This window comes from Streptomyces sp. NPDC006265 (assembly GCF_040613555.1).
Lineage (GTDB): Bacteria > Actinomycetota > Actinomycetes > Streptomycetales > Streptomycetaceae > Streptomyces.
This window is the reverse complement of record NZ_JBEXSH010000348.1, coordinates 1-8,554: the sequence shown is the minus strand read 5'-3', so window position 1 is coordinate 8,554 and position 8,554 is coordinate 1. Positions and strand designations below refer to the sequence as shown.

Sequence of the window (8,554 nt, the reverse complement as noted above, 5' to 3'; positions counted from 1 at the left end):
CGCGCTGCCGGACTTCGTCGTCTTCGACGGGGTGCTGAGCTATGAGACCGAGCCGGATCTGCGGGGCGCGCCGGTCAGGACCACGCTGAACGCGCCCGATCCCGGCGCGGATCAGCTGCGCGGTCACCGGGTCCCGCGCGAGCCGCCGCCGGTAGTCCGGCAGATGGGCGTCCAGCCACCGCCGCTCGCCGGGATGCGCCGCCCCGGCCCCGTGCAGCAGCCGCAGACTCGCGAAGGCCTCGGCGAACGGCGAGATCACGAACCGGCTCCCGGCCAGGGTGTCGGCGTTGATCTGCCACCAGCCCACGGGCCACCCCCTCCCCGAGGTTTCGCGCCTGCGCGAAACAGTAACCACGCGGACAGGGGCGTCGAAGACTCCGCGTATGCGCAGCTACCGCGATCTGTTCCGCATGCCCGAGTTCACCCCGTTCTTCCTGGCCGCGTCGGCGCAGACGATCGCCCAGACCATGGGCGGACTGGCCCTGGGCACCCTGGTCTACCGGGCGACCGCGTCACCGCTGCTGTCCGCGGTGAGCATGTTCGGCTCCTCGCTGGTGCAGGTGCTGGGAGCGACCGTCCTGCTCTCCGCCGCCGACCGGCTGCCCCCACGCGCGGCCCTGACGGCCCTTCCCCTGCTCTTCGCCGCCGCCACCGCCGCCCTGGCCCTGCCCGGCCTGCCCCTATGGGGGCTCTTCGCCATCGTCCTCGCCAAAGGTCTGGCGGAGTCCGTGGGCGGGGGAGTGCGCTGGGGCCTGCTCAACGAGATCCTCTCCAAGGACGGCTATCTGCTCGGCCGCTCGGTGTTCAACATGATGAGCGGCCTCATGCAGATCGCCGGCTACGCGACCGGCGGTGCCCTCGTGGCCCTGCTGGCCCCGAGGCTGTCCCTGCTGGCCGCCGCCGTCCTGTACGTCGTGGCGGCCGTCGTCGTCCGGCTCGGCCTGACCCGCCGCCCGCCCCGCACGACGGGCCGCCCCTCGGTCTCGGCGACCTGGCGCGCCAACGCGCTGCTCTGGTCTTCCCCGCCGCGCCGCCAGGTCTATCTGGCCCTGTGGATCCCCAACGGCCTCATCGTCGGCTGCGAATCCCTCTACGTCTCCTACGCCCCCGACTCCGCCGGCACCCTGTTCGCCTGCGCGGCGCTGGGCATGCTCGCCGGGGACGTGCTGGTCGGCCGGGTACTGCCCCCGCGTCTGCGCCCCCGCCTGGGCTTCCCGCTCCTGCTGCTCCTGGCCGTCCCGTACGTGCCGTTCCTCCTGCACCCGGCGCTTCCGCTCGCGACGGCCGCGGTGACACTGGCCTCCGTGGGGTTCGGCGCGAGCCTCGTGCAGCAGGAGCGCCTGGTGGCCCTCACCCCCGACGAACTGTCGGGGCATGCCCTGGGGCTGCACTCGGCGGGGATGCTCACGATGCAGGGGGTGGCGGCGGCGCTCGCGGGATCACTGGCCCAACTGACGTCCCCCGCCGGGGCGATGACGGCGATGGCCGTGGGGTCGGCGGGAGTGACGCTGCTGCTGACGGTCCCGGGCAAGCGGGAGGAGCTCAGGACGGTGAGCTGCTGAGATCTCAGGACGGTGGGCTGGCTGAGAGGGTCTCAGGACGGTGAGCTGCCAAATGATGCTCAGGACGGTGAGCTGACAGACGACGCTCAGGACGGTGGGCCGCCAATGATGCTCAGGACGGTGAGCTGCCAGATGACGCTCAGGACGGTGGGCCGCCCGAGACCGACGGCGTCCCGGCCTCCACGAACACCTCGGGAACCTCGTTGTCCACCACGACCCGCGACAGCAGGGCGGCCAGCCGGTCCCGCTCGGCGCCGCTCAGCCCGGACGGCAGCGCCTTCACGCGACGGCAGGTCTCGGCGTAGAACTTCTCGGCGAGCGCGGCCCCTTCGTCCGTCAGTCCCACCCGCACGGCCCGCCCGTCGCGCGGGTCGGCCTCCCGCCGTACCAGTCCGCGCCGCACCGTGCGGTCCACCAGCCCGGTCAGGCTGGACTTCGCCAGCCCGAGCGTCTCGCCGAGCTCGCTCATCCCGTACGGCTGGGGCATCAGCACGCACAGCAACTGCCCCTGCTGCGGCGTCAGTCCGTACGCCCGGCTCGCCTCCGCGTACACACCGTCGACCAGGAACGCCGCGCGCACCAGCGCGGCGACGACCCCCACCTGCCCGGCTGCCCCGTTCCCCATCGGGTCAGGGTACCGACCGGTAGGTCCACGTACGGGGCGTGCGGGTCACTCCTGCGTCACTCCTCGTCCGGGGCCTCGCCCTCGATGAGCCGTTCCGCGATGTCGTCGGCCCACTCCTGGGCCCAGCGGCGCAGCCCGGCGACGGACGGCCCGTCGAGGCCCTGCACGGTGAACGCCCTGTCGTCGAGCCATTCCGTGCCGGTCAGCCGGGCCTGGAGGTCGGTGAGGTCGAAGGTGTCGGGGGCGTGGCGGCGGCCGAGCTCCTCGAGTTCGGGGTGGCTCCAGCGGCCCGAGGCGGCCCGGACGTCGACCAGGTCGCGCGCGAGACCGCGGTCGGCCAGGTCCCGCACCCGGGTGCCGACGAGGTCGTCGAGGGAGAGCGCCGGACCGAGCTCCGTCTCCACGGGCGGGCGCCACAGCATCTCCTTGTGGAGGGCGACCTCGCACTCCACGCCGCTCGGCGCGTCGGTCACGAGGAACTGGGCGGACAGCGGCCCGGCCTCCAGGGTCTGCACCATCCAGCCGCGCCCCACCAGCCCGCCCCGGACGGCGTGCGCGACGACCTCCAGCGCGGCCGGGTGCTCGGTGGCCACGTCCACGTCCGGCCCGGTCCGCTCCACCAGCCCGTGCGCCAGCGCCGCGTACCCGCCGGCGAGGACGAGGGAGTAGGTCTCACCCACCGCCAGCAGATCACCGAGAAGCCGACCGGTGGGCTCGGGGACGGGGGGAGCGTCGGGCATGCCCCGATTATCGCGTGGGGGCGGTGAGGAGCTGAGGTGACCCGCCCGGACGGGTGAACGGACCGGGCCGGTCCCACACAGGGGCGCGGGAAACTGCGCGACCAGCCCCCCCGCCGCACCGGACCTCGCGCCTACGCCTTGCGTCCCACCCCGCAGTACGCGTCCACGGCGCCGGCGCCGGAACCGACGACACCGGAGGCCTCCGGCCGCCACTCGGGAACCCTCACCACCCCTGGCTCCACCAGCTCCAGCCCGTCGAAGAACCCGGCGATCTCCGCGACCGGCCGGACGTAGTACGGCACCGCCCCACTCGCGTTGTACGCCTCCGACGCGGCGATCATGCCCTCACTGGTCGCGGTGCTGTCGCTGACCACCAGGTGGCTGCCGGGCGGCAGCCCGGCCATGAGCCGTCGCACCAGCTCACGCGCCTGCTCGTAGTCGGCGACGTGGCCGAGGGTGTTGAGGATCATCAGTCCGACCGGCCGGGACAGGTCGAGCGTGCCGGCGGCGGCCTTCAAGACGGCCTCGGGGTCGTACAGGTCGGCGTCCAGGTACGCGGTCCTGCCCTCGCGGGTGCTGGTGAGCAGGGCGTTGGCGTGGGCCAGCACGATGGGGTCGTTGTCGACGTAGACGATCCGGGCGTCGGGTGCGATGCGCTGGGCGACCTCGTGCGTGTTGTCGGCGGTGGGCAGCCCGGTGCCGACGTCCAGGAACTGGCGTACACCCAGCTCACCGGCGAGGTGGCCGACGGCCCGCCCCAGGAACCGGCGGCTCGTGACCGCCACGTCGACGAGGCCCGGGAAGATCGACTTGATCTGGTGGCCCTGGCCGTCGCCTGCGCAGCCCTGACGGTCACGTCCTTCCCGCCCGTACGCGACGCGGTGGAGCGGGTGCTCGGCAGCGAGGAGCAGCCGGCCCCGTATGCATGGGAGTTCGCCCTGTCCGGCGCGCTCGCGGTTGCCGTCTCGGCCGTCATCTGGATTCGTGGTCCTCAACTCCTCAGCCTCCCCAGCCGGATCACCGCGCCGGCGTTGGAATGGCTTCGTCTGGAGACCGCCGCGCGCATGCTCCTCGTAAGTCCCGTACTGCGCCTCGCCGACGTGGTGGCGGCCTTCGACGAACGGGTGCTGGACCGCGCCGTCGAGGACATCGCACGCGCATCGGTGCGGCTGGCCCAGTGGACCAACGCTCAGGTGGAGCGGCTCGTCGACGGCGCCGTGGAGGACATCGCACGCGCATCGGTGCGGCTGGCCCAGTGGACCAACGCTCAGGTGGAGCGGCTCGTCGACGGCGCCGTGGAGGCCGTGGCGGGCGGTGCCCGCGCGCTCGGCCGCCTGGCGCGCCGGCCGCAGACCGGGCAACTGCACCAGTACCTCGCCCAGGCGGTCGCCGCCTTCACCCTCCTCGCCGTCGTCCTCGTCCTCGTGAGGTGACCGCCGTGCTCACGGCCATCGTCCTGCTCCCGACCGCTATGGCGGCCCTCCTGCTGTGCGTGCCGCGCAGCGCATCCCGCACTCTGTTCCTCACGGCCTGGGCGGTGACCACTGCCGCAGAGCTGCTCCTGACGGTGACCGTCTGGGCGGGGTACCAGGCCGACGGCGGCATGCAGTACGAGACGCAGGCCCGATGGATCCCCAGCGCCGGCATCAGCTACCACGTCGGCGTCGACGGCCTGTCCCTTCCTCTGGTGGCCGTCACCTGCGTGCTGTTTTTTGCCTGCACTGCGTACGCGTGGCGCGAGACCCGACGGCCCCGGGAATTCGCGGCCCTGTTCCTCTTCCTCCAGACGACGTGCCTCGGCCTGTTCGTCGCCCTGGACCTGATCCTGTTCTTCGTCTTCTTCGACCTGTCCATCGTGGCGATGTACTTCATCATCGCAGGGTGGGGTCACAAGGGCGCCGCCCGCGCCGCCCTGAAGTTCTTCCTCTACACCTTCATCGGCTCCCTCGCCCTGCTGCTCGGCTTCATCGGCCTCTACTTGGCAGCCGACCCGCACACCTTCGACATCGTCGAACTGACCGCAGCCAACCCACTGGCCGGACGGGCGACGTACGGCGCCCTCGTCCTCCTCGCCATCGCCGTCGGACTCGCGGTGAAAACCCCGACCGTGCCCTTCCACACCTGGCTGCCACCCGCCCACACCGACGCCCCGGCCGCTGGATCGGCGATCCTAGCCGGGGTGTTGCTGAAGATGGGGACGTACGGCTTCCTGCGCATCGCCATGCCCGTCCTGCCCGACGCCTGGCGCGAGTACGCCCTTGTCTTCGTGGTCGTCGGTGTGGTCTCCGTGCTCTACGGCGCTCTGGTCGCCCTCGCTCAGACCGACTTCAAGCGGATGGTCGCGTACACCTCGGTCAACCACCTGGGCTACATCATCCTGGCGATCGGTGCGGCCGGGGCCATCGGCGCGAACCAGGAGGAGGCCCGGCGTCTGGCCGTCACCGGCTCGGTCTTCCAGATGGTCAGTCACGGGCTGCTGACCGGCGCGCTGTTCCTGCTGTCCGGCGTGCTGTACGAGCGGGGGCGTACGTACGAGATGTCCGCGTACTCCGGCGTGGCCGGGCGGGCGCCTGTCTTCGCCGCGCTGACCGGCGTCGCCGCCTTCGCCTCGCTTGGGCTGCCGGGCTTCTCTGGCTTCATCGGAGAGTTCCAGATCCTCACCGGGAGCCTGGGGCCGGAGCCGGTGGCCACCGGCTTGGCCGTGCTCGGGATCCTGCTCACCGCGGGCCTGTTCCTGCGCGCCCTGCAACAGGTCTTCCTCGGGCCGCTTCGGCTACCGGTTGCCGCGCCCGGCACCGACCGGCCGTTCCCGGACATCCGGCTCCACGAAGGGATCGCGATCGCCCCGCTGCTGATTCTGGGCGTCGTCCTCGGCCTCGCTCCCCGGTTCGTCCTCGACGTCATCGAGCCCGCCTCGCGCACCGTGCTGGAACTGCTGGCGCGATGAACGAGATGACCGGGATGAACGAGAACCCCCTTGATCTCCTGCCCGAGGTCCTGCTCGCCGCGTCGGCCGTGCTCGGTCTCCTGCTCGGAGCCTGGCTTCCGCGCCGCCGGCAGTGGCTGACCGGTGCTCTGGCGGTAGCGGCCTGCACCGTGGGGATGGTGGCCGCAGGGATCGCCGCAGCCGGTCCCGTGGAGACGGCTTTCGGTGAGTCCTTCGCCGTGGACACGGTCACTGCCACCAGCCGGATCGTCATCCTCGGCGCCACGCTGCTGGTCCTCGCGCTCGCCATGCCGCGCCTGTACGCCGACCCGCGCGAGACGGAGTTCTACGTCCTGCTCCAGCTCGCCTCCGCAGGCTCCCTGATGATGGCCGGAGCCCAGGACCTGCTCCTCCTCGCCGCCGGTTACCTGCTGGCCAGCGTGCCCGCCTACGCGCTCGCAGGGTTCCGCAAGGACGGCCCCGGCACCGAGGCGGCCTTGAAGTTCTACGTCGTGGGTGCCCTTCTCGGCGTCGTGATGCTCGCCGGCATCACTGTCCTCCTCGCCGCCGGGCGCGCCACGTCGTACCCGATGCTGCGCACCGAACTCACCGAGGCACCGCCGGGACTGGTCGCGACCGGCACGCTCGCCCTGCTCGCCGGTGTCCTGTTCAAGGCCGGAGCCGTGCCCGGCCACTTCTGGGTACCGGACGCGATTCAGGGCAGCTCGGCACCAGTCGCCGCCTTCCTCACCACGATCCCCAAGATCGGCGCGCTGGCGGCGTTCTATCGGCTCGCCGCCACGCCGCTCGTGGACGCCGACCTGCCGTGGGCCGACCTGGTGGCGGTGCTCTCGGTGGCCTCGATGACGTTGGGCAACCTGGCGGCCTTCTTCCAGCAGGACGTCAAGCGGCTGCTCGCGTACTCCACCATCAGCCAGGTCGGCTATCTCCTGCTTCCGGTGGCCGTCGCCGGGCGCACCGGCCTCGACCAGGAGGCGCTGCTGTACTACCTGGCCGGGTACGCGCTGACGAACCTCGGCGCCTTCGCCGTCGTCTGCGCACTCCCCGGGGCCCACACCATCGACGACTACCGCGGCCTGGCACGGGCGCACCCGGCCCTGCTGGCCTCGCTCGTCGTCTGCCTGCTGGGCCTGGTGGGCACGCCCCCGACCGCCGTCTTCCTCGGCAAGCTGGAAGCCTTCAGCGCTGCCTTCGACGGTGGCTACGCATGGCTCGCGGTCGCCGCGGCCGTCAACACGGTGGCCTCCCTCTTCTACTACCTGCGCTGGATCGCCCCGGCGTTTCTCTCGCGCCGACTCGGGGGTGATCCGGGCACGATGTCAAGATCAGCTGCGGTCGTCGCTTATGGGACAGCCATCGGATCCGTCGTACTCGGGCTGCTCGGCGGGGCCGTCCTGGACGTGCTGGGAGGACCGCTCGCGCGGTGACGGGCCCGGTGGCTTGTCGGCCTACCGATGCATGGCTGTGTCGGCGCCGCCGAGCATCTGTCGAGGGTCGGATCACCGAGCCACGGAGACCGCCCCCATCAGAGAGACGGCCGATGAGCATGAGGCCTCTCGAGGCACCCTCCTGTCTGCAAGGGCTGGTGGGGGGTGGGGCGCGATCGGTGGGGTGCCGTTCCAGATCGGCTCAGTAGCACGCCTGGCATGTTGCGTGTGAGCAGTGCCGTGCTCACATTCGGAGTGTTCGCCATGCACACGATGGATCATCCCGAGCACCCGTCTGGCTCAGGCGCAGGCGGCGCACCCCATTCGGTCGCCGGCGCGCACCAAGATGTCATGGTCCAAGAGGCTGCCCAGACCCGGACCTCCACAGAGCCCGTGGTAATGGCGGACCATGGGGCGGTCGCACCGACCGAACCGACAGCGGACGGGCCCATGACGGGCAGGGACGTGCTGTCCGTATGCGTGGCGGTGCTCACCGGATGGCTGCTGGCTGTTCCTGTGCGCGGCGGCTCGCCGCAAGGAGCGGCTGACGGCTCTGCTCGCCCGAGCGATGGCCGTGCTTCGTCCCCTTCCGCCACCACCCAGACCTCTCCTCGCTCAGCTGTCAGTCCTGCGGATATAGGCCGGACCCGCAGCGCGGGCTCCGCATGCCCGCGCACACGGCGTGTACCGCCACATTCACCGCAGACCCGATCAAGCGAGGTCCGACACACATGACCGCACACAACCCTGCCCCGAATCGTCGCCTTCGTCGCCGTATGGCGATCGTGAGCACCGTCGCTGCGGGCGGGCTGCTGCTCGCAGCATGCGGCGGGGGCGACCTGGAGGCGATGGACCGCGGGAGCGGCAGCTCCGCCTCCGCCACGTCCACCCCGACGGCGGCTGACACCCCGGCGCCCGGCGCCTTCGACGAGCGGACGTCGTGTTCGCGCAGATGATGATCCCGCACCACGAGCAGGTCGAGCCCGGGGCAGGAACCCGAACTCCCGCTGGCTGTGCCCCGCCAGGTAGAGCGCCAGCCGGTCGTCATGAACGTGCGCAGGGCCAGCCGGTAGCCACGGCGCCAGTCGCATCCGGTCACCAGCGCCGCCACCTGCGGTGACACGGACGCCACGGCCTCCGTGTGCAAGGGGTCGACATAGCCGCGCGGGTCCCGGTACCGGGACAGTGTCGCCTCCGGCGGTCGCCCCTCCCCGGCGGCCTGGTTGCGCGTGAGCAGTGGGGTGGCACGTCCC

At 71.7% G+C, this 8,554-nt stretch carries 7 protein-coding genes and 2 pseudogenes; 5 read left to right on the top strand and 4 right to left on the bottom strand.

Features of this window, described 5'->3' with window-relative positions:
* Positions 1-307, bottom strand: a pseudogene (locus ABZ281_RS25780) (hypothetical protein); the annotation flags it as partial.
* Positions 308-383: 76 nt separating this feature from the next.
* Here ABZ281_RS25780 and ABZ281_RS25775 point away from each other — a divergent pair.
* Positions 384-1,562, top strand: coding sequence for an MFS transporter (locus ABZ281_RS25775; RefSeq protein WP_356659105.1), 1,179 nt, complete (start codon positions 384-386; stop codon positions 1,560-1,562).
* 139 nt (positions 1,563-1,701) lie between these two features.
* Here ABZ281_RS25775 and ABZ281_RS25770 read toward each other — a convergent pair whose 3' ends face one another.
* From ABZ281_RS25770 to ABZ281_RS25760, 3 genes and pseudogenes are all read right to left on the bottom strand, one after another.
* Positions 1,702-2,187: a MarR family transcriptional regulator gene (locus tag ABZ281_RS25770; protein ID WP_356659103.1), complete on the bottom strand. Its 486-nt coding sequence runs from the start codon at positions 2,185-2,187 to the stop codon at positions 1,702-1,704.
* A gap of 56 nt (positions 2,188-2,243) precedes the next feature.
* Positions 2,244-2,927 (bottom strand): hypothetical protein, encoded by a 684-nt coding sequence (locus ABZ281_RS25765; RefSeq protein ID WP_356659101.1) that lies wholly within the window; start codon positions 2,925-2,927, stop codon positions 2,244-2,246.
* 131 nt (positions 2,928-3,058) lie between these two features.
* Positions 3,059-3,745, bottom strand: a pseudogene (locus tag ABZ281_RS25760) (SAM-dependent methyltransferase); the annotation flags it as partial.
* Between ABZ281_RS25760 and ABZ281_RS25755 the strand changes: the two are divergent.
* The 4 genes from ABZ281_RS25755 to ABZ281_RS25740 all read left to right on the top strand — a co-directional run bounded on the left by ABZ281_RS25755 (position 3,746) and on the right by ABZ281_RS25740 (position 8,257).
* Positions 3,746-4,360: a hypothetical protein gene (locus ABZ281_RS25755; RefSeq protein ID WP_356659109.1), complete on the top strand. Its 615-nt coding sequence runs from the start codon at positions 3,746-3,748 to the stop codon at positions 4,358-4,360.
* Positions 4,361-4,365: 5 nt separating this feature from the next.
* Complete coding sequence (locus ABZ281_RS25750) at positions 4,366-5,874, top strand: NADH-quinone oxidoreductase subunit M (protein WP_356659099.1); 1,509 nt, start codon at positions 4,366-4,368, stop codon at positions 5,872-5,874.
* 5 nt (positions 5,875-5,879) lie between these two features.
* Positions 5,880-7,301, top strand: coding sequence for an NADH-quinone oxidoreductase subunit N (locus ABZ281_RS25745; RefSeq protein WP_356659107.1), 1,422 nt, complete (start codon positions 5,880-5,882; stop codon positions 7,299-7,301).
* Positions 7,302-8,077: 776 nt separating this feature from the next.
* On the top strand, positions 8,078-8,257 hold the full coding sequence (locus ABZ281_RS25740) for a hypothetical protein (RefSeq protein WP_356659097.1): 180 nt from the start codon (positions 8,078-8,080) through the stop codon (positions 8,255-8,257).
* Positions 8,258-8,554: the final 297 nt, after the last annotated feature.

What these genes read in the sequence shown, in the direction of transcription:
- ABZ281_RS25775 (WP_356659105.1), top strand. Translation starts at nt 384, where the DNA reads ATGCGCAGCTACCGCGATCTGTTCCGCATGCCCGAGTTCACCCCGTTC.
- ABZ281_RS25770 (WP_356659103.1), bottom strand. Translation starts at nt 2,187, where the DNA reads ATGGGGAACGGGGCAGCCGGGCAGGTGGGGGTCGTCGCCGCGCTGGTG.
- ABZ281_RS25765 (WP_356659101.1), bottom strand. Translation starts at nt 2,927, where the DNA reads ATGCCCGACGCTCCCCCCGTCCCCGAGCCCACCGGTCGGCTTCTCGGT.
- ABZ281_RS25745 (WP_356659107.1), top strand. Translation starts at nt 5,880, where the DNA reads ATGACCGGGATGAACGAGAACCCCCTTGATCTCCTGCCCGAGGTCCTG.
- ABZ281_RS25740 (WP_356659097.1), top strand. Translation starts at nt 8,078, where the DNA reads ATGGCGATCGTGAGCACCGTCGCTGCGGGCGGGCTGCTGCTCGCAGCA.